Source organism: Marinobacter sp., from assembly GCF_033722735.1.
Taxonomy (GTDB): domain Bacteria; phylum Pseudomonadota; class Gammaproteobacteria; order Pseudomonadales; family Oleiphilaceae; genus Marinobacter.
In genome coordinates, this window is sequence record NZ_JAWVYN010000002.1 from 237,273 (window position 1) to 259,380 (window position 22,108).

Here is a 22,108-nt window from a genome sequence, read left to right on the forward strand (position 1 = left end):
CGCTTGTTTTAATTTTTTTGGTGAGTGGCGCATCAGGCTCTGGCCTGCTTAATCGCTTGTACCCTGTGTTCCCTCGGTTACAATCGGGACGTCCGGCGTGTACAGGCCCGAGTCAGGTTGGATACCCGGACCAGAACATCATATTCGTGGATGCCATTGTTGGAGAGTCGCATTGGAATTTTTGACTGAGTTCGGGTTGTTTCTGGCGAAGACCGTGACCCTGGTCGCTGCTGTGATAGTGCTGATATCAGCCATCATATCCGCCGCACAAAAAGATAAGGAAGGGCAGGGGCTGGATGGCGAACTCCGTACCCGCAAACTGAACGAGCGTTACCGCAAGCTGAAGGAATCTCTCCAGCTCAGGCTGCTCGATGAGCAAGAGCGAAAGCATTGGCAAAAACTGCGCAAGAAGGAGCGCAAGGCCGAACAGAAGGCGCACAAACAGAAGGCGAAGACCAGCGCCGAAGCAGAATCCCGGAAGCCGCGAGTATTCGTGCTCGATTTCGACGGCGACATCAAGGCCAGCGACACCGATTCCCTTCGCAAATCAATCACCGGCGTGCTAAGCGTGGCAGAGCCCGGTGTCGATGAGGTGGTGGTCCGGCTTGAGAGCGGGGGTGGGCTGGTGCATGCCTATGGCCTGGCTGCGGCTCAGCTCGACCGGATTCGCGCTAAGGGCGTTGCGCTGACGGCCTGTGTCGATAAGGTGGCAGCCAGTGGAGGCTACATGATGGCCTGCGTTGCCGATCGCATTGTCGCGTCGCCGTTTGCCATCCTCGGCTCCATTGGCGTGGTGGCCCAGTTGCCCAATTTTCACCGTTTCCTGAAGAAGAACGACGTGGACTTCGAGGTACTGACCGCGGGCGAGCACAAGCGCACCCTGACGGTGTTCGGCGAGAACACCGACAAGGGACGGCAGAAGTTCCTGGCGGATCTGGAAGACACCCATGGGCTGTTCAAGGAATATGTCAGCCAGCGGCGGCCAGACCTTGATATGGCTGCAGTGGCCAATGGCGATATCTGGTTTGGCCAGCGCGCCTTGGACGTAAAGCTGATTGATGAGATCAAGACATCGGACGAGTATCTGATTGAGGCGTGTGAACGTGCGGATGTAGTCTCGGTAGGCTTTCACCACAAGCGATCGCTGCCGGAGCGGCTTGGCCTGGCGACAAGTGCGGCCCTGGAGCACACCTTCTGGCGCGTGGCCGACGCGTTCCGAAACCAGAAAATGCAATAACCAACACACAAGGAGGGGCGTATGTCCCAAGACATTGCCTTCAAGGCCTGGCGGGTTACAGAGCGGGACGGTCAATTCAGCGGCAGTGAGCAAGAGCTCAGCACGGCCGACCTGCCGGAAGGCGAGGTGCTGATCCGGGTCAGCCATTCCTCCCTTAACTACAAGGACGCCCTCTCCGCGTCCGGTAACAAGGGCGTTACCCGCAACTATCCTCACACGCCCGGGATCGATGCCGCCGGTGAGGTGGTTGAGTCGGCCGCCGGCAAGCCGGCAGTGGGAGAGCAGGTGATTGTCACCGGCTACGACCTGGGAATGAACACCGACGGTGGTTTTGGCGAGTACATTCGGGTGCCTGCCGGCTGGTGTGTGTCCATGCCTGACGGCTGGGATGCTGCCCGGGCGATGACTTACGGTACCGCCGGCCTGACGGCTGGGCTGTGCGTCACCAAGTTGCTTCAGGCCGGTGCCAAGCCGGACGATGGCCGGGTAGCCGTTTGCGGAGCCAGTGGGGCGGTTGGCAGCGTGGCTGTGGAATTGCTCGCGTCACAGGGGTTTGAGGTGGTTGCCATCAGCGGCAAGGAAGCGCAGGCGCCGGCGCTGAAAAGCCTGGGCGCCAGCGAGGTGCTGGGAAGAGAAACGCTCGCCCCCCAGAAGAAACCGTTGGTTCGTCCAGCCTTCGCGCACGCGGTGGATACGGTGGGCGGCGCGCCATTGGCGGAACTGCTCAAGCAGATACGGCCCGGCGGGTCCGTGGCCTGCTGTGGCCTGGTGGCCGGGCCACAGTTGGAGACCACGGTACTGCCGTTCATCCTTCGCGGAGTCAACCTGCTCGGTGTGGATTCCGTTGAGATTCCGCTGGGCGAGAAGCGGGCCGTCTGGCAAAAATTGGCGGGTCCCTGGGCGTGCTCGAAAACCGAGGCCAGCGTGCGCACCATCGGTCGTGGCGGCTTGAAGGAAGCGCTGGCGGCGTTCCTGGAAGGGGCGTCGGCGGGCAAGATCGTGCTGGATCACTCCCGATAAAACAGGCAGATCGGACGCCCCGGAAGGGGCGTCCGGAACGGACGGATCAGGACGCCCGGCGGCGAAACAGCGGTTCGTCGTTATCGGTGGCGGCCTGGTAGGTCTGGCTGAAGAAGTTCAAGCATTCCTTGGCCTTGCTCGCGTCCTTGTCTTCGCGCAGGGCGTAGCTGTCGAATCCGCAGCGTTTCATGAACTGAAGCTGGTCAAGCAGCACATCGCCGATGGCCCGAAGCTCATTCTGGTAGCCATAACGCTCCCGAAGCAGGCGGGCGATGCTGTAGCCCCGACCATCACTGAACTTGGGAAAGTTCACCGCAATCAGCGGCAACTCGTTGACCAGGCCGTCCAGAGTCTCCGGCTCGTCATGGCTGTCCAGCCAGACGCCAATCTCGTCCCGTCCTTCGAAGTGCTCCTTGCCCGCCAGCCAGAGGTCGACCGGGATCAGGGCTGGCGTGCTGGGAATGTCGAGGGATTCGCCCTCGGCTGGCCGGGAGACCACCACCCAGTTGTCTGACTTGATGGTGCCGTCTTGGGTAATGATGTCAGGCATACACGCGCTCCTTGAAAGGATCAATTCCGATACGACGATAGGTGTCGATGAACTCTTCTTCTTCAGTCCGGTTGGCCACGTACACGTCAATGATCTTGGCGATCACGTCCGGCATGTCCTCGCGGGCAAACGACGGCCCCAGAATCTTGCCGATGGTGGCATCGTGGTGCGAGGAGCCCCCGAGACTGATCTGGTAGAACTCCTCACCCTTCTTGTCGACACCCAGAACGCCGATATTGCCGACGTGGTGATGGCCACAGGCGTTCATGCAGCCCGAGATGTTGAGGTCGATGTTGCCCAGGTCGTACAGGAAATCCATGTCGTCAAAGCGACGCTGGATGGCCTCCGCCACCGGAATGGACTTGGCATTGGCCAGGGCGCAGAAATCCCCGCCGGGGCAGCAGATGATGTCGGTGAGGGTGTTGAGGTTCGGCGTGGCGAAGCCCAGGGGGGTGATGGCCTGCCACAGCTCAAACAACTGGTCCTGGCGGACGTCGGCCAGCACAACGTTTTGCTGGTGAGTGACACGAACCTCGCCAAAACTGAATTTCTCGGCCAGATCGGCAATCGCCTCCAACTGACGGTCGCTGACGTCACCCGGTGGTGTGCCTGTCTTCTTCATGGTCAGCGTCACAATGGCGTATCCCACCTTTTTGTGGGCATCCACGTTGTGACTGATCCACTGGTCGAAGGCCTTGTTGTCAAAGCGCAACCTGGCGAGGTTTTCGCTCTGGTCCGGGACAGCCTGATAGTCCGGCTCGGTGAAGTAACCCTGTACCCGCTGGATGGCCTCGTCGGTCAATTTGGACGGCGAGTCCTTGAGATGAGCCCACTCCGCTTCCACTTTCTCGGCAAAGCCTTCCGGGGTCAGCGCCTTGACCAGGATCTTGATGCGGGCCTTGTATTTGTTGTCCCGTCGACCGTAGCGGTTGTATACCCGCAGTACGGCTTCCAGGTAAGTGAGCAGGTCGTGTTCCGGGAGGAACTCACGGATGACCGGGCCGACCATGGGCGTACGGCCCAGGCCGCCGCCCACGTGCACCCGGAAGCCCAGCTCGCCGGCGGCGTTCTTGACGATCTGCAGGCCAATGTCGTGTACCTGAATGGCGGCCCGGTCGGTGTGTTCCGAGGCATTGACCGCAATCTTGAATTTCCGGGGCAGGAACGCGAATTCAGGGTGGAAGGTGGACCACTGCCGGATAATCTCGCAGTAGGGGCGAGGATCCGTCACTTCGTCCGCCTGCACTCCGGAGAACTGGTCCGTGGTGGTGTTGCGGATACAGTTTCCACTGGTCTGGTTGGCGTGCATTTCAACCTCGGCCAGTTCGGCGAGGATGTCCGGAACGTCTTCCAGAGCCGGCCAGTTCAACTGAACATTTTGACGGGTGGTGAAGTGGGCATAGCCTTTGTCGTAATCCCGGGAGATCCGCGCCAGGCGACGCAGCTGATCGGCTCGCAACATGCCGTAGGGCACGCAGATACGCAGCATGGGGGCAAAGCGCTGTACGTACAGGCCGTTCTGGAGGCGCAGGGGGAGGAACTCTTCCTCGGCCAGCTCTCCGGCCAGTGCGCGATCAGTCTGGTGGCGAAATTGGGCAACCCGCTCGGCGAGGATCTGCCGATCGTGTTCGTCATAAACATACATAGCGGAACTTCCTGCTAACAAGATTGCTGGCTATTTTGCCGGGGAGAATATCACTGTTGCTTTATTGTTAAAATGATTATTTCAAAATATGGTTATCGATTAAGGCGATATAAATCCTGTATCGATTCGACTGCCGGTGATTGGACGATTTCCCCATCTGTGCCTAGATTAAGTAGGGCGTCGGGGCGGTCCGGCCTGACCTTTCCGCCCTGGTGAGGAAAAGACTGCAGACTCAGACCAATAACGACAATCAAAGAGGTGGCGTGATGAAGAAAAGTGCCCGAACCGATAGCCAGGTGGATGCCATTGCGGCGGTGGTGCTGGTGCTGCTGGTGGTGGCGTTCGCGGTGACCTGGGTGTCGGGCCAGTAACTCTGGTCACTGGGTGGCCAGCACCCATTTCACAACCAGGATCAGCGTGACCACAAAACCGGCGGTAAACAGGATGCCCGCAACGATGTAGGGCCAGGGGCTATGGCTGGCGAAATCCTCTTCCCGGCGCTTGTTGGACTGAACACCAAAAGCGCCGGCAAGGATGCTTTGCATCACTTTCAGGACGCCGGGACTCCTGGCTGGTTGTTTGCGGTGATCCGCTTGTTGATCGTTCTCGTTCCGGGTGACCATGGTGCGGTATCCGTCCTTTCCTGTGTGGCTGGGCCCGGGCACCGCGATCCCTTACTCCGCCGGATCGTAGGCCAGGCTGGGCGCCAGCCAGCGTTCTGCCTCTTCCCGTGACATGCCTTTCCGTTCAGCATAGTCGGCTACCTGGTCCCGTCCAATCCTGCCGACGGCAAAATACTTGGACTGTGGGTGGGCGAAGTACCATCCGGACACCGCTGCAGCCGGGAACATGGCATAATGATCCGTCAACTCGATGCCCGTGTGGTCGGTCGCGTTGAGCAGCTCAAACAGCGCCGCCTTCTCGGTGTGGTCCGGACAGGCCGGGTAGCCGGGGGCCGGCCGGATGCCCCGGTAGCGCTCCTTGATCAGCGCCTCATTGTCGAGGTGCTCCTCCGGATCGTAGCCCCAGAACTCCTTGCGCACCCGTTCGTGCATGCGCTCGGCAAAGGCTTCGGCCAGTCGGTCCGCCAGGGCCTTGACCATGATGGCGTTGTAGTCGTCGTTGTTCGCCTCGAATTCCTTGGCCAGCGATTCCGCACCAATCCCGGTGGTGACCGCAAAGCCGCCCACATAGTCACACTGTGCCGCCTCTTCCGGCAGCAGGAAGTCGGACAGTGCCTGCATCTGCTTGCCCGGGGATTTCTCATCCTGCTGGCGAAGGTGGTGCAGGGTGGTCAGTACCTCGCTGCGACTCTCGTCGGTATAAACCACAATGTCGTCGCCCCTGCGGTTGGCGGGCCAGAAGCCGACCACGCCGCGGGCGGTGACCCGCTTTTCCTCGATCATTTGCTTGAGGATGCGCTGGGCATCGTTGAACAGGGTGCGGGCCGCTTCACCCCGCTTGGGGTCGTCAAAAATGGTCGGGTACTTGCCTGACAGGTCCCAGGAGATGAAGAACGGCGTCCAGTCGATGTATTCCACCAGCTCCTGCAGATCATAGTCGTCGAAAACCTGGGTGCCGGTGAAGGCCGGTCTGGTGGGTGTGAAATTGCTGAAGTCGATCTCGGTGGCCCGTGCCCGGGCCTCGGCCAAGGACACCAGCTTGACCCGCTCACCCCGGTTCTTGCGACGCTCACGAATCTCTTCGTACTCGTTGCGGGCGGCCTCGACGAACGGCCCCTTGGCGGTATCGCTCAGTAGCTGTGAGGCCACATTCACGCAGCGGGAGGCATCGGACACGTACAGGGCCATGTCGTTCTGGTACTGGGGTTCAATCTTCACCGCGGTGTGGGCCTTGGAAGTGGTGGCGCCACCAATCATCAGCGGAATCTGGAAGTCCAGCCGCTGCATTTCCTTGGCGACGTGGACCATCTCGTCCAGGGACGGGGTGATCAGGCCGCTGAGGCCGATGATATCGACGTTTTCCTTCCGGGCGGTGTCTAGGATCTTGTCGCAGGGCACCATGACGCCCAGGTCGATGACCTCGTAGTTGTTACACTGAAGCACCACGCCGACAATGTTCTTGCCGATGTCGTGGACATCGCCCTTGACGGTGGCCATCAGAATCTTGCCCTTGGCCTTCTGGCCCTCGCTTTTCTCCGCCTCAATGAACGGGATCAGGTGAGCGACCGCCTGCTTCATGACCCGGGCGCTCTTCACCACCTGGGGCAGGAACATTTTGCCGTCGCCGAACAGGTCGCCAACCACGTTCATGCCGTCCATCAGCGGGCCTTCGATTACCTCGATCGGATGCTCGGCATTGAGACGGCAGGCTTCGGTGTCTTCAACGATGTAGGTGGTGATGCCCTTGACCAGGGCGTGCTCCAGGCGTTTCTCCACCGGCCATTGGCGCCAGGCCAGGTCTTCCTCCTGGGTCTTGCCCCCCTTGCCACGGTATTTCTCGGCGATCTCCAGCAACCGGTCGGTGCCGTCCTCGCGACGGTTGAGCACCACGTCCTCAACCAGGTCTTTCAGTTCCGCATCGATTTCGTCGTAAACCACCAGCTGGCCGGGGTTGACGATGCCCATGTTCATGCCGGCCTTGATGGCGTGGTAGAGGAACACCGAGTGGATGGCCTCGCGCACCACGTCGTTGCCGCGGAACGAGAACGAGACGTTACTGACACCGCCGGACACCGAGGCGTGGGGCAGGTTCTGGCGAATCCAGCGGGTCGCCTCGATGAAGTCGACGGCGTAGTTGTTGTGTTCCTCGATGCCGGTGGCGATGGCGAAGATGTTGGGGTCAAAGATGATGTCCGCCGGATTGAACCCGATGCCGATCAGCACGTCGTAGGAACGTTTGCAGATCTCCACCTTGCGCTGGTAGGTGTCCGCCTGGCCGGTCTCGTCGAAGGCCATGACCACCACGGCGGCGCCGTAGCGCATGCAGTCCCGGGCACGCTTAATGAACTCTTCCTCGCCTTCCTTCAGGCTGATGGAGTTGACCACCGCCTTGCCCTGAATGCAGCGAAGACCCGCCTCGATCACCTCCCACTTGGAGGAGTCGATCATGATCGGCACCTTGGAGATGTCCGGTTCCGATGCCACCAGGTTCAGGAAGGTGACCATCACCTCCTGTGAATCCAGCATCCCCTCATCCATGTTGATGTCGATGATCTGGGCGCCGTTTTCCACCTGATCGCGGGCAACGCTGAGGGCTTCCTCGTACTGCTCTTCCTTGATCAGCCGCAGGAAGCGCTTGGAGCCGGTCACGTTGGTGCGCTCGCCCACGTTGATGAACAGGGTGTTCTCATCGCCGGTAAAGGGCTCCAGGCCGGAGAGCCGAAGCGCGGGCTTGATCTCGGGGATCTGCCGCGGCGGGTACTTGGCCACGGCTTTGGCGATGGCTTCGATATGATCCGGGCGGGAGCCGCAGCAGCCGCCGATGATGTTGAGGAAGCCGTCGCGGGCAAAGCCTTCAATAATTTCCGCCATTTCTTCCGGCGTCTGGTCGTACTCGCCAAACTCGTTGGGCAGGCCGGCGTTAGGGTGAGCGCTGACGTGGGTGGTTGCCCGCTTGGACAGTTCCTCCACGTAGGGGCGGAGGGCATCGGCGCCCAGGGCACAGTTCAGCCCCACGGATATCGGCTTGGCGTGGGCCACGGAGTTCCAGAAGGCCTCGGTGGTCTGGCCTGAGAGCGTGCGCCCGGAGGCATCGGTGATGGTGCCGGAAATCATGATCGGCAGGGTGATGCCGCTGTCTTCGAAGAACTGCTGGGTGGCGTAGATGGCTGCCTTGGCATTGAGGGTGTCGAAGACAGTTTCGATCAGGATCAGATCGCAACCACCTTCCACCAGGCCGTCGACGGCCTCGTAGTAGTTGTCCACCAGCGTCTGGAAGTCGACGTTCCGGTAGCCCGGGTTGTTGACGTCCGGCGAGATCGATGCGGTGCGGGAGGTGGGGCCCACCGCACCGGCCACGAAACGCGGCTTTTCCGGATCGCGCGCGGTCACCTCGTCGGCAATCTGGCGGGCCAGCCTGGCCGACGCCACGTTGAGCTCCCGGGCAATGTCCTCAAGGCCATAGTCGGCCTGGGACAGTCGGGTGGAGTTGAAGGTGTTGGTTTCGATGATGTCGGCACCGGCCACCAGGTAGTCTTCGTGAATACGCAGCAGCAGATCGGGCTGAGTCAGGCACAGGAGGTCGTTGTTGCCCCGGACTTCCCGGTCATAATCCGCAAAACGTTCCCCCCGAAACGCGGCTTCGTCGAGTTTCTCGTTCTGGATCATGGTGCCCATGCCACCATCGAGAATGACAATGCGTTCTTTCAGAAGCCTGTTGAGTGTGGCAAGGCGCGTGTCGCGGTCGGTCATAACAAACGGTTCCGAATCTTCATGGGAATAAGAGTGGCGCGAGATCATAGCAAAATTGGGCAATTTCGTCCCAATGCATTTGGCCACCCGTCATTATTATCCCTCCGGGCGCTGACAACAAAGGCTGAGTGTTTTACTTGGTCTTTTTTGTTGCTCGCAAACCCATTAAAATAGTCCCACATTCAATGAACAGGTTGTAGAAATGGCTCAGGTAACTGTGACAGATCCCGCGCGTGACTACCTAGCGCAACTTATTGAAAAGCAGGATGTGGAAGGCATGGGCGTGCGTATCTTCGTGACCCAGCCCGGCACCAAGCACGCGGAAACCTGTCTGGCTTACTGTCCGCCCAACGAGATCGTACCGACCGATGAGAAAATCGATCTCGAGAAGTTTGTCCTGTACCTGGATCACGCCTCGGTACCGTTCCTGGAAGACGCCTACGTCGACTATTCCAAGGACCAGATGGGGGGACAGTTGACCATCAAGGCGCCCAACGCCAAGGTTCCCAATGTGGATGAGAATGCGCCATTGCCGGACCGTATCAACTATGTGCTGGCGTCCGAAATCAATCCGGGGCTGGCGTCCCATGGGGGTGAGGTGTCCCTGGTGGAAGTGGTTGACGAGTCCATTGCCGTCCTGCGATTTGGCGGTGGCTGTCAGGGCTGCAGCGCCGTCAGTCTGACCCTGAAGCAGGGGGTTGAATCCACGCTCAAGGAGCGGGTGCCTGAAATCACCGCTGTGCGGGACGTCACAGATCACACCATCAAGGACAATGCTTACTATCAATAGGCTCCCTAACTATATGACTTAAAAGAAGACCGGCCTCACCGCCGGTCTTTTTTTGGCTGCCAACATTTCCTGTTTCAGGTGGCGGAACGGCCAATGTCCGGCTGGGTCTTATCCCTCATCATCTAGCTTACTAAGAATATACGGCGGCTCACCTTTACGGGTGTACGCCCATAAAATTCGTCGGCGCCTTGGCGTTCAATTTTTACCACTGGGGTTTCTCTTGGTCGATATAGCTCTTTGGTCAGTGCCGTTGATGGCGGCAATCGTGGGTTGGATCACCAACTGGCTGGCTATTCAGATGTCGTTTTATCCGGTCCAGTTCATCGGCATCGGGGTGATTGGCTGGCAGGGCGTGATACCCCGCAAGGCCGAGAAAATGGCTCACATCTGCATCGACCGAACGCTCCAGCAATTCGGCAACCTGAACGCGGTCTACGAAAAACTGGAACCCCAGCGCATCGTCGAACAGATCGTTTCCCAGGTTAACCCTCGGCTGGACGAGTACATCGACGAAGTGATGTACGAGATTCAGCCGGTGCTGTGGGATAACATGCCCCTGTTTCTGCGCAACCGCATCTACGAGTGGGCTCGGGAGCAGCTGCCGTCACGAATCGAAGACCTGGTGGAAGATTTTGGCGATGACCTGAACGACCTGGTGGATCTGAAGGCATTGCTGAGCCGCGAACTGGCGCGACACCCGGATCTGATGAACCGGATCTTCAAGCAGGCGGGGTCAGTTGAGTTGAACTCCGTGATCAACAAGGGCGCGATCATAGGCGGGTTGCTGGGGGCGATCCTTGCGCCGCTCTGGGTCCGCTATCCGGAGCCCTGGCTGTTGCCTTTGGGGGGGCTGGTGGTGGGCTTTGTCACCAACTGGCTGGCCATCAATCTGATCTTCAGCCCGCTGCAGCCCCGGCGCGTGTTGTTCTGGCGGGTTCAGGGCCTGTTCCTGCGTCGTCAGCCGGAGATCAGCGAAATCTGGTCCAAGCTGGTAGCCGAGGAACTGATTACCGTGGAGAAGGTGGCGGATGCCATGCTCCATGGCGAACATGGGGACCGGACGCGGGCCATCATCCAGAAACACCTCCGGCCCTTGCTCGACAATACCGTGATGATGAAGCTCACCACTCAGGTGGCCATCGGCATGACCGGCTACACCGACCTTAAGAAAGCAATGAACGACAAGGCTGTGGTTGCTACCCGGGATGTGTTCAACGATCAGGCGTTCAATCGCGAGCGGGCTCCGGTCGTCGCCAGCGTCTTGTCGGACCAGATGAAGCAGTTGGCGCCGTCGGAGTTTCAGGACATTTTGCGGCCGGCCTTCCGTGAGGAGGAGCTGCAGCTGATGGTGGTCGGTGGTCTATTGGGGGCGCTGGCCGGTGCCATTCAGTTCGGCCTGTTTACGTTTATCAACTAATGACGAGCATTCGGCGATTCGTCTGAAAGCTGGAGTGGGGGAACTATGGATTTCTGGCAGATGCTTTTGGCCCAGGTGGCGGTAAGTGCGGTTGTTGTTTTTGTCGTTTTGACAGGCTTTTACCTGATCATTCTCAAGCCATTTCTGAATAAAAAGGTTGGCGAGCTGATTGCAGCGGTTGACGACATTGAGCCCAGGATCAGCCGGGGCGTCAAGCGTGGTGTGGGTGAGGCGCTCAAGGACATTCCGGAGACTGCCGCCAAGGAGTCGACCCGGCAATTCCTGCGCTTCGGGTCCGATCTGTTCGAGAATGGCTTGAGCAGCTTTATTGGCACCGCGGAAGACCTGGCCCGCCGGTCCGGTAAACGCCCCAGCGGGAAGGGTTGATCCGCGCCGGCTCAAGGCCGGCCCGGACGTGCTGCTGGCCAAGGCTATTGGAAGCGGTTTCGATCCCGGCTCTCCCACAGTTCCTGCGCCAGCGCCATGGCCGCCTCCTGGCTGTTGACGCGGCCGGACTCCAGTAAGGCAAGTGCCGCGGTTGAGATAGCGGCGGCCTCGCCGTAGGAATCGCCAGTCTCGCCGCGCCAGACGGACTTCATGTGATCGGTGGACAGCGACTGGGGTTTGACGTGGCGGCGTTCAAACAGCGCCGGCCAGGTATCCTCCGTCAGTTCGCCCTCCATGCCGTCCCGCCGCTGTGCCTTGAAGACCTTCAGGGTGTTATCCGGGTTCCGCTCGATCTCACCGCCTTCACCCCGAATCACTGCTATGTGGCGATACCCCAATTGCAGGCCCGCTTCCTGGTGCAGCCCCGCGTAGGGAGGGTGAAAGATGCCCTGCAACACCGTCGGCGCATCCAGCGGGTTGATCAGTCGTGACAGGGAGTGAACCGGCGAGCGCAGTCCCATCACTGGCCTGAGGTCAATCATCTTGGCCAGGTTTCCGGCGAAACGGGCTAGCGGCAGGTAGCTGAAGCTGTGCTCGTTGAGCTGACGTTCTACCTCCGCCCAGCAAGTCGCCGGAGCAAAATCGAACGCCCGTAGCACCTCGCTCAGATACATCCGTTCCGGGGTATGGCCTTCGGCACCGTGAATAAAAACCCGCACACCGTGGGAGGCCAACAACAGGACCGAAAAGAGGAACCAGGGCGCGTGACGGCGCTTGCCGGCGTAAGAGGACCAGTCAATATCCACTTCCAGCCCGGCCGGTGCCTCGGCCTGGTCTCGAACCGCCTGCACAAAACCGGTGAGCTCATCCGCCGTTTCTTCCTTGACCCGTAAGAGCATCAGAAAGGCGCCGAGCTGGACATCCTCCACTTCCCCTTTGAGGATCATCGACATGGCATGCCGGGCCTCTTCACGGTTCAGGGAGCGGGAGCCCCGCTTACCCTTGCCCAGAATGCGTACATAGGGGGCGAATGGGTGTTCGCCCGGTTTGGTTTCCGGCAATTGACTGCCCTGCGTATCCATGGGTACTCCAAGATGTTGGCGACTTCAAAGACAGTTGGTGGGCCGTGGTAGCCCGGCTATCCGACAAGCGGTCTTGGCCGGGGTGCCCGGGAACAGTTGCATCAGGTAGATGCTGCTCCCCTTGTCCTCGCCGAACCGATCCTTGACGGCTTTGACGAACAGGCGGTTGGACGGTGGCGACATTTCGTGTTCCTGGTAAAACTCGCGGAGGAACTGAATGATTTCCCAGTGGGCATCCCGCAAGGTGATGCTGTCCTCGCTGGCGATCACGGACGCGGCTTCGGGCGTCCACTCCCAGGCGTTTTCCAGGAAACCTTCGTTGTTGCGTTTGGGATGGCTCATAGCGGTTACCAACTGATGATCCGGTCTGCCGCTGCAGTCAGGGCGACCATGTCATCATAATGAATCAGTTCGACCTCTCTGTGACCGCTCACGCCTCGGGCCTCCAGGTCGGAGGCCAGGGCGATAACCCGCCCTGGAAGCGCTATGTCGTCCACTGACAGGGCGAGTACGGCGTTCTCGATGAGGAGGAGTTGATCAGATTCACCCACTGCATCAAGGCAGCGGCCAAAGCGCGGGTGGCCCGGGCTCTTGTTGAGAATATGGAGCGTCATCATGGCGGCGTATCCTATTGGCAGACCACATGCGAATAGTTGGACAGCAGCTCGTGGACCTGTTCGGTGACAGCCACGCCGTCCAGCAGGTCGTCAGGCTCCAGCCTGTACTGTTGCAGCGCGGACTGGTCGGCCAACAGCTCTTCGACGCCGAAAACCTGAGCACCCGCGAGGTTGCGATTCACACCCTTTTGCTGGATGGGGGCAGGGTTCTGGTGTTTTCGCAGCCAATTGACTCCTGCATCCACAAACAGGAGCGACACGGATTGGTCGAAGGCCGCCAGTGACAGTGCCATGTCCAGCGCTTCGCGGCCGCTCCAGTTTCCGTAGGGGGCCTGGTCGATAACAATCAGAACACTCATTCCTCAGCCTCCAGCATGGAAATAAATCACTTTCGATGTGCTCGCCACCCGGTCGACCCATTCGCCCAGTCCCAGTAACCGGAAGGGCGAGGCGAGGTTTGCGGCACCGAGTTCATAGCGTGCGCGCTCTTCCTCGTTGATCACGCCGCGCCGGAGAGCCGAGGCGATACAGGCAACCGCGGGAATGTTTGCGGCCGTCAGGAACTCACTCCAGCTACGGTGCCAGTTGGGTTCGTCACTGGGGACGCAGGCCAGGTTGGAAGCCAGTTGTACGCCGTCGCCATAGAGGAACACCCGATCAATGGCGTGGCCAGCCGCTATAGCAGCCCGGGCGAAGTGCAAGGCGGTTTGCGGCGCCTGACTGGTGTAGGGGGCGCCGGTGATCACCAGAGTAAAATTGACGGAATCGGAAGCTGGCATGGGATCTACGCGGGTAAAAGGTTTCTTTAGGGGTATTGTAACCCACAACCAAAAAGCCCCGGCAGTGGGCCGGGGCTTTTTTAACTGCTTTCGACGGGTTAGTCGTCGCTAAAGGCACCGATTAGGTGAAGCAGGCTGGTGAACAGGTTGTAGATGTTGAGGTACAGCGCCGTGGTCGCCATGATGTAGTTGGTTTCACCCCCGTTCACGATACGGCTGGTATCGAACAGGATGAAGCCGGACATCAGCAGCACGATCGCCGCACTGATCGCCAGGCTGAAGGCGCTCACTTCCACGCCGAACATGCCGGCTACCACGGCACCCAGTGCCGCCACCAGCACAACAATCAGCCCCGCGAACAGGAATCCGCCCATGAAGCTGAAGTCCTTGCGGGTGGTCAGTACATAGCCGGACAGCGCAAAGAACACAATGGCGGTGCCACCCAGGGCCTGCATGACGATCGTGCCGCCGCTGGGCCGCGCGAGATAGTAGTTAAGCAGGGGGCCGAGGGACAAGCCCAGCAGGCCGGTGAAGGCAAAGACGACGGCGATACCTGCCGAGCTGTTGGCGGTGCGCGGCAATACCAGCCAGATCAATGCCAGGGCACCGAGGCTGCAACCGAGGCTGGCACCGCGACCCAGGCCAACGGCCATGGACACGCCCGCCATGATGGCACTGAATGCCAGCGTCATGGCCAGCAGGGAATAGGTGTTACGCAGCACCTTTTGCGCATCGGCCTGGATACCGGTACCGGTGCGTGAGGCGGACGCAGCGTAAACCCCTTGATTATGCTGGCCCTGAACTCGTCTGTTCTCCATCGTAATCTCCGTGCAAATGACGATAACGTTTTAACTACTTCCCATAATAGTGTTCGGGAGCTACTTTTCAATCGTTTACGACCCGAACATGGTGAATGGATTCCATTACATCGCGTTAATGTTGTGAAAACATTGCAAGGCGTTGACAGGGGAGGCGATTCCGGTATCATGCACACCGCTGTCGCAACGAGCGATGGCACAGGTGACACACGTTACGTGGATACGTGGCAGGTGGCGCCGAATGCTGAACGGTGGGCTGGCAGAGTGGCTGAATGCAGCGGTCTTGAAAACCGCCGACGGTTAGTAGCCGTCCCGGGGTTCGAATCCCTGGCCCACCGCCATTTTTCTCTTTCTCTTGTCTCTCCTTCTCGCTGAACGTCCTCTTGCCTCCAAAATTTCCGGCTCGCGTTGAATGGTTGACGCTGCCGCCGATCCTTTTGACCGGCTATTAATCCGACCACCTAAGTTCGTCACCGGCCGGAGTCCATGTTGTTTGCCGGAACTGGCGCTCCAGCAGAGCCCGCTCGTTCTGAGCCGTTGCCAGGTCCGTCAGTTCGAAACGCACCGTTTGCCCCGGCTGCCGCTGGGCCAGGCGATAGCAATCGATGGCACACACAGTACCAAGCTTAGGATAGCCGCCGACCGTCTGTCGGTCTTGCAGCAGTACGATGGGCACGCCGTCTCCCGGAACCTGCACCGAGCCCAGGGCGATACCTTCGGAGACGATGCCGGGAGGGGGCGTCTGTAACGCGGCGCCTTCGAGTTTGTAGCCCATACGGTCCGACTGGGCGCTGATCCGGTAATCGGAGGTGAGAAGCCGGGTCAGATCGGCACGGCTGAACTGCTCGTACTGATAGCCGGCAATCAACCGCAATGGCAGGTGCAGGCCATAATCCGGCTGTGCGGAGGCAGGCACCACCCGGTCGGGTGAGTAACCCCGGTCGCTTCCCGCCAGTTCGTCCCCCGCCTGCAGGGGCTGAAGAGCATCAAACTGTTCGCGAACCACCACGGACTGACTGCCAAACAATACCGGACTCCGGAAACCGCCGCCGACGGCCAGGTAGCTGTATCGTCCACAGGAGGCGGTAGTCAGGGAGAGCCGGTCGCCGGCTGAGAGATGCAGCGTATGCCAGTTGCTGACGGGGCGGCCATTGACCCGGGGCTGGGCGTCGGCGCCAGTCAGGGCAATGGTGAGACCGGCAAGGGCCTCCACTTCCAGGCCACCAAGGGTGATTTCCAGGCAGGCGGCGCCCAGCGGGTTGTCCAACAGCTTGTTGGCCCAAAGGAATGCGACACGATCCGCCGGTCCCGCCTGGGCCAGGCCGTGTTTTTGATAATGACGCCGTCCGGCATCCTGAACGGTGGTGCGTGGCCCCGGTGAAATTACCTTCAGCAACTTCACAGGCTGCCTCCCAGGTCCCGGAATTCGTCGCGGCTGACCGCATGAAACCGGACACGGTCGCCCACCTGCAACAGCGAGAGCGACTCAACATCAAACATGGGAGTCGGACTTCGGCCAATGATCTGCCAACCGCCAGGCGAGGCTTTGGGGTAGATGGCGGTTTGTCGATTGGCAATGCCCACACTCCCGGCTGGTACCCGGTCCCGCGGTGACCGATGCCGGGGTGCGGCGATCGCCTCGTCCACCGATCCCAGAAACCCGAAGCCCGGCAAAAAGCCAATGGCGTAAACCTGGTAGGTCGCGGAGGTATGGTAATCAACGACCTCATCTATGGTCAGGCCCTTGGCGTCGGCCAGGGTCTGCAGGTCTGGCCCGCACTCTGGATGGTAGTACACCGGAATGTCGTGGACCGCGCCGGCACCAGTTTCCTGGGTGTCGCTTAAGGTCGTGTCTGCAAGCAGTTGGCTGACCTGCCGCCGGGCGCCGCGAAAATCGATCCGTAGCGGATCGTAGACCACCAGGATCGTGGTGTAGGAGGGGACGAGGTCGATCAGCCAGTCGCCGAACCGGGCTTCGATCGCTCGACAATAGGTGGCGATCCGGGAGGTGAGGGACGGCTCGATGACCTCGCCCAGCCGGATCAGCATGCTGTCGTCAGAGACGCAGGTAATCATGGGCTGTGCTGGGCGAGAGCCTGACGGATCGATCGGACCGCCTCCAGGGCGGCGTCGTTGTCACCATGCACGCACAGGCTGTCGGCGGGTAGATCCAGCCATTTCCCGGAGCGGCTGTGCAGTCCGCCCTTATTGGCAAAGGACAGGGCCTGCCGGACGATTTGCTGAGGGTCGCGGTGGACCGCGCCGGCTTCGCTGCGGGGAACCAGCAGGCCGTCGTCATCATACGCCCGGTCGGCAAAGGCCTCCAGGATCAGGGGCAGGCCAATTTGATCGGCCATGGCCTGATGCTGTTCGTGCCCCAGGGTCACCGGAATCATCAGCGACAACCCGGTGCGATAGCGGGCAATGGCCGTCATCACCGTTTCCAGCAGGCCCGGGTTTTTCATCATGTCGTTGTTGAGTGCGCCGTGAGGCTTCACGTAGACCAGCCGGGTGCCTTCCGCCCGGCAGAAGCCTTCGAGGGCGCCAAGCTGGTACAGCATCAGCGCCATGATCTCTTCCGGTGTATGGGGGATGGAGCGACGGCCGAAGCCTGCCAGGTCGTGATAGGAGGGGTGGGCGCCTATCAGCACGCCGTTCTCCACCGCCAACGACACGGTCTTGTGCATGGTGAGGGGGTCGGCGGCGTGAAAGCCGCAGGCGATATTGGCCATATCGATCAATGGCATCACCCGTTCGTCCTGCCCCATCGTCCAGGCGCCGAAGCTCTCACCCAGGTCGCAATTCAGTTTCATGGTATCCGTATCCCTTGGTGGACGGAGTTCCCATCCTCCAGAAAGCTTGCCCAACTTGTCTGGTATGACCGCCTACGAAGCTGGTGTTCCCTTACTTCCGTCACCCCCGGCGCCGATCGAGCCCTAGCGTTCGGCCCCCAGGGCGGTGGCTCTCTGCTGTCGCCGTTGCGCCGCCTTCGGGTCAGCAGTGGATTGGGGCCATCCCTGAAGGTTCTGCTCAATAAGCTGCACCAGGGCGTCGATATGCACCGGAGTGCTGTTCAGGGCCGGGATGTAGCTGAACGCGGTACCGCCGGCAGCCAAGAAATAGCCCCGGTTTTCTTCGTCAATCTCTTCGATGGTTTCCAGGCAGTCCGCCGAGAAACCCGGGCAGAACACATCCACGCTTCGGGTACCACCGGCGGCCAGCGATTTCAGTGTTTCGTCGGTGTAGGGCTGGAGCCAGGCTTCGCGCCCGAAGCGGGACTGGAAGGTGGTCTGGTATTGGTCCTCGGAGAGCCCCAGGCGTTCGGCGAGCAGGCGGGACGTCTTATGGCACTCGCAATAGTAGGGGTCACCCCGGTGAAGGTATTTCAGCGGCACACCGTGGTAGGAGAGGATCAGCTTTTCGTGGCGACCGTGCTGTTGCCAGTGCTGTTCGATATGGGTGGCCATTGCCTCGATGTAGGGAGGAAAATCCGGGTAGTGGCTAATGAACCGAAAATCCGGCAGCCAGCGTCGCCGGGTGTAATCCGAGGCAATGGCATCGAACGTCGAGGCGGATGTCGATGCCGAGTACTGTGGGTACAACGGCAGCACCAGCAACCGGCGGACGCCTTCCTGCTGCATGGCGTCCAGGGCACTGGGGATAGAGGGGTTGCCGTACCGCATGGCAAATTTCACCACCATCTGATTGCCATAACGTTCGCTGAGGGCCGCCTGAATGGCTTGGCTCTGGGCTTTGGTGTGAACGAGCAGGGGCGAGCCGTCGTCCCGCCACACTTTCTGGTAGGCTCGGGCTGAGCGGGCGGGGCGAATCCTCAGGATAATGCCATGCAGCACCAGCCACCAGATCAGTCTCGGCACCTCGACCACCCTCGGGTCCGCCAGGAATTCCGCAAGATAGCGTTTCAGTGCGGGCCTGCTGGGGGCGTCTGGGGTGCCCAGGTTGGTAATCAAGACGCCCACTTTGTCGGGTTGGTTGTGAGCGTAGTGCTCAGCACCTTGATATTGCATGAATTCTGGTGTCCTTGCGGGCCCTGTGTGGCGGTTAGCCCTGGTTGGCCTGTTGCAGCAAGCGGGGTTTCAGTCCACTGAGATCGTAGCCGGCATGGCGGGCTTTGATGATCAGCGCATCGGCGGGGGTGTCCTTGGCATTGCTGATCGCCCAAAGGACGCAGCAACGAGTTCCCGAGCGACAGAAGGCCAGGATTGGCTTCTCGGCGGACTGCACGGCCTGGTGGAACTGTGCAACGTCGGCATCGAGAATGTTGCCGGATTCCACCGGCTGGTAGATCCATTGCACGCCATGCTCCCTGGCCGCCGTTTCAATGTCGGACATCAACGGCTGGCCGAATTCCTCCTGGTCGGGACGGTTGGCGATCAGGGTGCGATAGCCCAGGGCCGCGATTTCGCGAACGTCTTCGGGTTGGATCTGCGGTGCAACCGCGATGGTTTCGTCAATCTTTCTGATATCCATACTTCACCCATGATTGAAAGCCGTATGATGACACAGCTCCCGGCCCGATGTCAGACCGGGACTGTTTAACGGACGGTTACGCCGGCTTGCGGCGGCTCTCCAGCAGCTGGAAGATCCACATGCCGGCGGCCATGGCCAGCACGAACACCGCGGCCTTGGCCTCGCCGGCGCCGAGAGCGACCAGTGCCGGGCCCGGGCAGAACCCGGCCAGTCCCCATCCCAGGCCAAACGTCAGACTACCCAATACGAGGCGTTTGTCCAGGTGGACCGCTTTGGGCAGCTCGATTGTCGCGCCAAGCGCAGTGCGGGGACGATTCTTTGCCAAGGCGAAGGCGAGGGCGCCTACGGCAATCGCTCCAACCATCACCAGGGCCAACGACGGATCCCATGCGCCGGCCAGGTCCAGAAAACCGAGCACCTTGGCCGGGTTGGCCAATCCCGACAGCAGGAGACCGAGCCCGAAGATCAGGCCAGCGGAAAAGGCGGATAGCCATAAAATCATCTTACACTCCTCCGATCAGGTGGCGCAGGACATAGACGGTGACGAATCCGGCGGTCATGAAACAGAGGGTCGCCACGAGTGACCTCGGGGACAGTCGGGAAATCCCACACACGCCATGACCACTGGTGCATCCCGAGCCGTACCGGGTACCCAGGCCCACGAGCAGCCCGGCGACGATCAGCATGGGGTACTCGGCGTCGATGCGAATTTCCGGGATCTCCGCCAGCAGCAACCATGCGAAGGGGGCAGACAACAGTCCGACGATGAAGGCCAGTCGCCAGCCGTTGGTCTGGTTGGGTCTGGTGAGAATACCCGCGAGGATGCCGCTGATACCGGCAACGCGACCGTTCAGCAGTATCAGCAACGCCGCGGCAACGCCAATCACCAGTCCGCCGGCTAGGGCGGTCCAGGGCGTAAAGGTGGTCCAGTCAATCGTGATCATCGGTGGCGACCTCTGGCTCGTTACAAAACATGTCATAGAGTTGGAGCAGTATGGCCTGAACCTTCGGGTCGGCCAGGCGGTAGAACACCTGCTTGCCCTCTTTTCGCGGCGCGATCAGGCCCTCCCGACGAAGGAGACCCAGCTGTTGCGAGAGTGACGGCTGGCGGATGCCGGTGGCGTTCTCCAGCTCGCTGACGCTGGTTTCTCCCTGGGAGAGCTGGCACAACAAGATGAGCCGATCGCGATTGGCCAGAGAGCGCAGGAAGTGGCTGGCGCTCTCGGCGGCCAGTTGCATGTGCTTCACGTCGATGGGCGGCGTCATGGGATTCTCCATTACTTAAATAATATACAATATATGCAAGTGTATAATGTTGAGTCAAGCGATTTCATCGTGCCTCATAAAGAACGGAGGAAGCCTGCCGATCGGTGTGGTTCCAGCGCTTTGGTGGGACTCGCTTCGCGTGCGGGATCGTTGCAGACCCACAGCGCCTCACCTGAAAGCCGATTCTCCCGTTGAAGGCAGGATGAACCATAAAAAAGCCCGGCACTTGTGGCCGGGCAGAGGCGTGCGAGTAGTATCCATGAAAGACTTCCAGACAAACCGGCATCAGCAGGGACACCGGTATAGGGAAGTATTGACGATTATTTGAACACTTCAAGGCAGGAACCGCCGACTTTGAGTACATTTTTGCATATAGGAAATGTGCTTATAGCAATCATATTCAGCGTCGCCTTTATTGACAGCCCGTCTCGCTTAACGGAACTGAATTTATGGCGGCGGTGTAATACAATAACGATCGCGGCAAGGCCTGGGAGTTCTTGAATGTTAGGAGCCACCAGACACGCGAGAATGAGGTGGCCTCGATACGAGACTCCCAAACAGACTCAGTCAAAGGTTTTACGAATGTCTGACGAGAAGCAGAAACAGCCCGAGAACGATCCCCAGCTGGCGGGCAAGATCAAAGACTCCGCCCGGCAGATCTGGCTGGCCGGGCTAGGGGCCTACACCAAGGCGGAAGAAGACGCCGGACGCTTTTTCGAGCGTCTCGTGCATGAAGGTGAACAATTGGAAAGCAAGACCCGGGACGTGGTCGAGAAACACGTCAAACAGGTTGAGGATCGCGTCGAGGATGTTCGCGAGCGGGCCACTGGCACCTGGGACAAGCTGGAGAACCTTTTCGATCAGCGGGTTTCCGGAGCCTTGCGTCGCCTGGGCATTCATCGCCGCGAAGAGATTGAAGAACTGGAGCGACGCATCGCAGCGTTGGAGGCGGAGATTCGCCACCTGCAGGACACCGACTCCGAGGAGGAATAAACAACCTCCGTTACAGGTAATCCTGGCTCAGTAGATAGACCTCGTCCTTTTCACCGTCTTTCAGGTAGGGAAGGATGAGGTGCAGCATCTGATACACCCCCCGCCCCGGATCTACGGCCTCCCGATCATCGAGATGGGAGAGGCTGTCGAAACTCAGCCAATAACAGATAGTTAGCGTTAGTTGCTCGCACAGTGCTTCAAGTTCATGACGGGAAAAGTCGGCAAATCCCTGGCGACTCAGGCTGGTGCAGATGGTCTGGAAAGCGGCGCGTTTTTTACCGAGTATCCTGCGAAACCGGGTTTGCAGACTGTCATAGCGGGAGAGCACATTGACCAGGTCCTGATAGAGAAACCGGTAGCGAGCCACCGCCTCGAACAGCAGGTGCAGGAAGATGGATATCTGGTCGAGGGTGATATCCGCATCTTCCGGCACCGACAGCAGGTCTCTCATCTCGGCATCGTATTGGTCAAAGAGCTCGTTGACGATGTCGCCCTTGCTCTTGAAATGGTAATACAGGTTGCCCGGGCTGATCTCCAGTTCGTCGGATATCAGCAAAGTGGTGACGTTGGGTTCGCCAATGGCGTTAAACAGCGCCAGGCTGGTGGTCAGGATCCGGTCCCGGGTTTTGATTTTTTTCGTCAT

25 protein-coding genes and 1 tRNA gene are annotated in these 22,108 nt (G+C 59.9%); 7 read left to right on the forward strand and 19 right to left on the reverse strand.

Going from position 1 to position 22,108, the window contains the following annotated elements; translation table 11 throughout:
• The first annotated feature begins 172 nt into the window (after positions 1-172).
• Both sohB and R3175_RS02900 read left to right on the forward strand, forming a co-directional pair.
• Positions 173-1,237, forward strand: a complete 1,065-nt coding sequence (gene sohB / locus R3175_RS02895) for a protease SohB (RefSeq protein WP_318942296.1) — start codon at positions 173-175, stop codon at positions 1,235-1,237.
• 21 nt (positions 1,238-1,258) lie between these two features.
• Positions 1,259-2,257, forward strand: coding sequence for a YhdH/YhfP family quinone oxidoreductase (locus R3175_RS02900; protein ID WP_318942297.1), 999 nt, complete (start codon positions 1,259-1,261; stop codon positions 2,255-2,257).
• Between the two features lie 46 nt (positions 2,258-2,303).
• Here the strand turns inward: R3175_RS02900 and R3175_RS02905 are convergent, their stop codons facing one another.
• From R3175_RS02905 to metH, 4 genes are all read right to left on the reverse strand, one after another.
• Complete coding sequence (locus tag R3175_RS02905; protein ID WP_318942299.1) at positions 2,304-2,807, reverse strand: DUF934 domain-containing protein; 504 nt, start codon at positions 2,805-2,807, stop codon at positions 2,304-2,306.
• Positions 2,800-4,452 carry a nitrite/sulfite reductase gene (locus R3175_RS02910; protein ID WP_318942300.1) on the reverse strand — a complete coding sequence of 551 codons (1,653 nt, stop codon included), beginning with the start codon at positions 4,450-4,452 and terminating at the stop codon, positions 2,800-2,802. The genes R3175_RS02905 and R3175_RS02910 overlap by 8 nt, the downstream gene beginning before the upstream one ends.
• Before the next feature lie 377 nt (positions 4,453-4,829).
• On the reverse strand, positions 4,830-5,075 hold the full coding sequence (locus R3175_RS02915; RefSeq protein ID WP_318942302.1) for a DUF2970 domain-containing protein: 246 nt from the start codon (positions 5,073-5,075) through the stop codon (positions 4,830-4,832).
• Positions 5,076-5,126: 51 nt separating this feature from the next.
• Complete coding sequence (metH, locus tag R3175_RS02920) at positions 5,127-8,825, reverse strand: methionine synthase (protein ID WP_318942304.1); 3,699 nt, start codon at positions 8,823-8,825, stop codon at positions 5,127-5,129.
• A gap of 202 nt (positions 8,826-9,027) precedes the next feature.
• Here metH and nfuA point away from each other — a divergent pair, with 202 nt between their 5' ends.
• The 3 genes from nfuA to R3175_RS02935 all read left to right on the forward strand — a co-directional run bounded on the left by nfuA (position 9,028) and on the right by R3175_RS02935 (position 11,419).
• Complete coding sequence (gene nfuA, locus R3175_RS02925) at positions 9,028-9,615, forward strand: Fe-S biogenesis protein NfuA (RefSeq protein WP_318942306.1); 588 nt, start codon at positions 9,028-9,030, stop codon at positions 9,613-9,615.
• A 298-nt stretch (positions 9,616-9,913) separates the two neighbouring features.
• The gene (locus tag R3175_RS02930; protein WP_318942308.1) at positions 9,914-11,032 is read left to right on the forward strand and encodes a hypothetical protein; all 1,119 of its coding nucleotides are present in this window, start codon (positions 9,914-9,916) and stop codon (positions 11,030-11,032) included.
• Between the two features lie 45 nt (positions 11,033-11,077).
• Positions 11,078-11,419, forward strand: a complete 342-nt coding sequence (locus R3175_RS02935; protein WP_318942309.1) for a hypothetical protein — start codon at positions 11,078-11,080, stop codon at positions 11,417-11,419.
• Positions 11,420-11,463: 44 nt separating this feature from the next.
• Here R3175_RS02935 and R3175_RS02940 read toward each other — a convergent pair whose 3' ends face one another.
• The 6 genes from R3175_RS02940 to R3175_RS02965 form a co-directional block, all read right to left on the reverse strand.
• Entirely contained in the window at positions 11,464-12,501 is a 1,038-nt protein-coding gene (locus tag R3175_RS02940) for a glycosyl transferase family protein (RefSeq protein ID WP_318942312.1), read from the reverse strand.
• 24 nt (positions 12,502-12,525) lie between these two features.
• Positions 12,526-12,843 carry a TusE/DsrC/DsvC family sulfur relay protein gene (locus R3175_RS02945; protein ID WP_318942313.1) on the reverse strand — a complete coding sequence of 106 codons (318 nt, stop codon included), beginning with the start codon at positions 12,841-12,843 and terminating at the stop codon, positions 12,526-12,528.
• 5 nt (positions 12,844-12,848) lie between these two features.
• Positions 12,849-13,118 (reverse strand): sulfurtransferase complex subunit TusB, encoded by a 270-nt coding sequence (tusB, locus tag R3175_RS02950; protein ID WP_318942314.1) that lies wholly within the window; start codon positions 13,116-13,118, stop codon positions 12,849-12,851.
• Between the two features lie 11 nt (positions 13,119-13,129).
• Positions 13,130-13,477: a DsrE family protein gene (locus R3175_RS02955; protein ID WP_318942315.1), complete on the reverse strand. Its 348-nt coding sequence runs from the start codon at positions 13,475-13,477 to the stop codon at positions 13,130-13,132.
• Between the two features lie 3 nt (positions 13,478-13,480).
• Positions 13,481-13,897 carry a sulfurtransferase complex subunit TusD gene (gene tusD / locus R3175_RS02960; RefSeq protein WP_318942316.1) on the reverse strand — a complete coding sequence of 139 codons (417 nt, stop codon included), beginning with the start codon at positions 13,895-13,897 and terminating at the stop codon, positions 13,481-13,483.
• Between the two features lie 98 nt (positions 13,898-13,995).
• Positions 13,996-14,715 (reverse strand): Bax inhibitor-1/YccA family protein, encoded by a 720-nt coding sequence (locus R3175_RS02965; protein WP_318942317.1) that lies wholly within the window; start codon positions 14,713-14,715, stop codon positions 13,996-13,998.
• 250 nt (positions 14,716-14,965) lie between these two features.
• On the opposite strand from R3175_RS02965, the gene R3175_RS02970 reads away from it, so the two are divergent.
• A tRNA-Ser gene (locus tag R3175_RS02970) sits at positions 14,966-15,056 on the forward strand.
• A gap of 107 nt (positions 15,057-15,163) precedes the next feature.
• Here R3175_RS02970 and R3175_RS02975 read toward each other — a convergent pair.
• The 8 genes from R3175_RS02975 to R3175_RS03010 form a co-directional block, all read right to left on the reverse strand.
• A complete protein-coding gene (locus tag R3175_RS02975) occupies positions 15,164-16,117 on the reverse strand; it encodes a biotin-dependent carboxyltransferase family protein (RefSeq protein ID WP_318942318.1) in 954 nt (317 codons plus the stop codon).
• Positions 16,114-16,791 (reverse strand): 5-oxoprolinase subunit PxpB, encoded by a 678-nt coding sequence (pxpB, locus tag R3175_RS02980; protein ID WP_318942319.1) that lies wholly within the window; start codon positions 16,789-16,791, stop codon positions 16,114-16,116. The genes R3175_RS02975 and pxpB overlap by 4 nt, the downstream gene beginning before the upstream one ends.
• Positions 16,788-17,528, reverse strand: a complete 741-nt coding sequence (locus R3175_RS02985; protein WP_318942320.1) for a 5-oxoprolinase subunit PxpA — start codon at positions 17,526-17,528, stop codon at positions 16,788-16,790. The genes pxpB and R3175_RS02985 overlap by 4 nt, the downstream gene beginning before the upstream one ends.
• Before the next feature lie 123 nt (positions 17,529-17,651).
• Positions 17,652-18,743: a ferrochelatase gene (gene hemH, locus R3175_RS02990; RefSeq protein WP_318942321.1), complete on the reverse strand. Its 1,092-nt coding sequence runs from the start codon at positions 18,741-18,743 to the stop codon at positions 17,652-17,654.
• A gap of 34 nt (positions 18,744-18,777) precedes the next feature.
• Positions 18,778-19,206 carry a TIGR01244 family sulfur transferase gene (locus tag R3175_RS02995; RefSeq protein WP_318942323.1) on the reverse strand — a complete coding sequence of 143 codons (429 nt, stop codon included), beginning with the start codon at positions 19,204-19,206 and terminating at the stop codon, positions 18,778-18,780.
• A 76-nt stretch (positions 19,207-19,282) separates the two neighbouring features.
• Positions 19,283-19,708, reverse strand: coding sequence for a DUF6691 family protein (locus R3175_RS03000; RefSeq protein WP_413231713.1), 426 nt, complete (start codon positions 19,706-19,708; stop codon positions 19,283-19,285).
• A gap of 1 nt (position 19,709) precedes the next feature.
• Positions 19,710-20,150, reverse strand: a complete 441-nt coding sequence (locus R3175_RS03005) for a YeeE/YedE family protein (RefSeq protein ID WP_318942324.1) — start codon at positions 20,148-20,150, stop codon at positions 19,710-19,712.
• Positions 20,137-20,472: a metalloregulator ArsR/SmtB family transcription factor gene (locus tag R3175_RS03010; RefSeq protein ID WP_318942325.1), complete on the reverse strand. Its 336-nt coding sequence runs from the start codon at positions 20,470-20,472 to the stop codon at positions 20,137-20,139. The genes R3175_RS03005 and R3175_RS03010 overlap by 14 nt, the downstream gene beginning before the upstream one ends.
• 582 nt (positions 20,473-21,054) lie before the next feature.
• Between R3175_RS03010 and R3175_RS03015 the strand changes: the two genes are divergently transcribed.
• Positions 21,055-21,465 (forward strand): phasin family protein, encoded by a 411-nt coding sequence (locus tag R3175_RS03015; RefSeq protein ID WP_318942327.1) that lies wholly within the window; start codon positions 21,055-21,057, stop codon positions 21,463-21,465.
• A gap of 10 nt (positions 21,466-21,475) precedes the next feature.
• Here R3175_RS03015 and R3175_RS03020 read toward each other — a convergent pair whose 3' ends face one another.
• Positions 21,476-22,108: a TetR/AcrR family transcriptional regulator gene (locus tag R3175_RS03020; protein WP_318942328.1), complete on the reverse strand. Its 633-nt coding sequence runs from the start codon at positions 22,106-22,108 to the stop codon at positions 21,476-21,478.

What these genes read in the sequence shown, in the direction of transcription:
- R3175_RS02900 (WP_318942297.1), top strand. Translation starts at nt 1,259, where the DNA reads ATGTCCCAAGACATTGCCTTCAAGGCCTGGCGGGTTACAGAGCGGGAC.
- R3175_RS02905 (WP_318942299.1), bottom strand. Translation starts at nt 2,807, where the DNA reads ATGCCTGACATCATTACCCAAGACGGCACCATCAAGTCAGACAACTGG.
- R3175_RS02910 (WP_318942300.1), bottom strand. Translation starts at nt 4,452, where the DNA reads ATGTATGTTTATGACGAACACGATCGGCAGATCCTCGCCGAGCGGGTT.
- R3175_RS02915 (WP_318942302.1), bottom strand. Translation starts at nt 5,075, where the DNA reads ATGGTCACCCGGAACGAGAACGATCAACAAGCGGATCACCGCAAACAA.
- metH (WP_318942304.1), bottom strand. Translation starts at nt 8,825, where the DNA reads ATGACCGACCGCGACACGCGCCTTGCCACACTCAACAGGCTTCTGAAA.
- nfuA (WP_318942306.1), top strand. Translation starts at nt 9,028, where the DNA reads ATGGCTCAGGTAACTGTGACAGATCCCGCGCGTGACTACCTAGCGCAA.
- R3175_RS02930 (WP_318942308.1), top strand. Translation starts at nt 9,914, where the DNA reads ATGTCGTTTTATCCGGTCCAGTTCATCGGCATCGGGGTGATTGGCTGG.
- R3175_RS02935 (WP_318942309.1), top strand. Translation starts at nt 11,078, where the DNA reads ATGGATTTCTGGCAGATGCTTTTGGCCCAGGTGGCGGTAAGTGCGGTT.
- R3175_RS02940 (WP_318942312.1), bottom strand. Translation starts at nt 12,501, where the DNA reads ATGGATACGCAGGGCAGTCAATTGCCGGAAACCAAACCGGGCGAACAC.
- R3175_RS02945 (WP_318942313.1), bottom strand. Translation starts at nt 12,843, where the DNA reads ATGAGCCATCCCAAACGCAACAACGAAGGTTTCCTGGAAAACGCCTGG.
- tusB (WP_318942314.1), bottom strand. Translation starts at nt 13,118, where the DNA reads ATGATGACGCTCCATATTCTCAACAAGAGCCCGGGCCACCCGCGCTTT.
- R3175_RS02955 (WP_318942315.1), bottom strand. Translation starts at nt 13,477, where the DNA reads ATGAGTGTTCTGATTGTTATCGACCAGGCCCCCTACGGAAACTGGAGC.
- tusD (WP_318942316.1), bottom strand. Translation starts at nt 13,897, where the DNA reads ATGCCAGCTTCCGATTCCGTCAATTTTACTCTGGTGATCACCGGCGCC.
- R3175_RS02965 (WP_318942317.1), bottom strand. Translation starts at nt 14,715, where the DNA reads ATGGAGAACAGACGAGTTCAGGGCCAGCATAATCAAGGGGTTTACGCT.
- pxpB (WP_318942319.1), bottom strand. Translation starts at nt 16,791, where the DNA reads ATGATTACCTGCGTCTCTGACGACAGCATGCTGATCCGGCTGGGCGAG.
- R3175_RS02985 (WP_318942320.1), bottom strand. Translation starts at nt 17,528, where the DNA reads ATGAAACTGAATTGCGACCTGGGTGAGAGCTTCGGCGCCTGGACGATG.
- hemH (WP_318942321.1), bottom strand. Translation starts at nt 18,743, where the DNA reads ATGCAATATCAAGGTGCTGAGCACTACGCTCACAACCAACCCGACAAA.
- R3175_RS02995 (WP_318942323.1), bottom strand. Translation starts at nt 19,206, where the DNA reads ATGGATATCAGAAAGATTGACGAAACCATCGCGGTTGCACCGCAGATC.
- R3175_RS03000 (WP_413231713.1), bottom strand. Translation starts at nt 19,708, where the DNA reads ATGATTTTATGGCTATCCGCCTTTTCCGCTGGCCTGATCTTCGGGCTC.
- R3175_RS03005 (WP_318942324.1), bottom strand. Translation starts at nt 20,150, where the DNA reads ATGATCACGATTGACTGGACCACCTTTACGCCCTGGACCGCCCTAGCC.
- R3175_RS03010 (WP_318942325.1), bottom strand. Translation starts at nt 20,472, where the DNA reads ATGACGCCGCCCATCGACGTGAAGCACATGCAACTGGCCGCCGAGAGC.
- R3175_RS03015 (WP_318942327.1), top strand. Translation starts at nt 21,055, where the DNA reads ATGTCTGACGAGAAGCAGAAACAGCCCGAGAACGATCCCCAGCTGGCG.
- R3175_RS03020 (WP_318942328.1), bottom strand. Translation starts at nt 22,108, where the DNA reads ATGACGAAAAAAATCAAAACCCGGGACCGGATCCTGACCACCAGCCTG.